1 protein-coding gene is annotated in these 477 nt (G+C 56.4%); it reads right to left on the minus strand.

Annotated elements, in window-relative coordinates; all coding sequences use genetic code 11:
- A partial coding sequence (locus ACU8YC_RS26720; RefSeq protein ID WP_446896223.1) for a dihydropteroate synthase occupies positions 1–477 on the minus strand: 477 nt, incomplete at both ends.

The raw sequence follows: 477 nt of genomic DNA on the forward strand, positions 1-477 counted from the left end.
GGTATCCAGTTCAATAAATTCGGTTATGCCTTTCACCAGCGAGTATTCTGGGCGTTTTTTCGCGTCCCAACTGCGCCATTCCGCCATCTGGGCATTGGCAGTCTCGTCGGTTTTGCTCCCGCGATATTTCTCGGTCAGCTCCAGCAGACGCTCGGTGCCATCGTCACGACGATTGAGGATCACCTCTTCAACCGCATCACGCAGCTCGGCGGGCAGGTCGTCATAGATCGCCAGTTGTCCGGCGTTGACGATCCCCATCTCCATGCCGTTGCGAATGGCGTAGTAGAGGAATACCGCATGAATGGCTTCACGTACCGGGTCGTTGCCACGGAACGAGAACGACACGTTAGAACCGCCGCCGGAGATCAGCGCATGCGGCAGTTCGCGTTTGCTGTCTTCACAGGCACCGATAAAGTCCTGCGCGTAGTTGTTGTGTTCCTCAATTCCGGTCGCTCCCGCGAAGATGTTCGGGTCATA

The sequence above is a fragment of the Citrobacter sp. VF227 genome, from assembly GCF_052950715.1.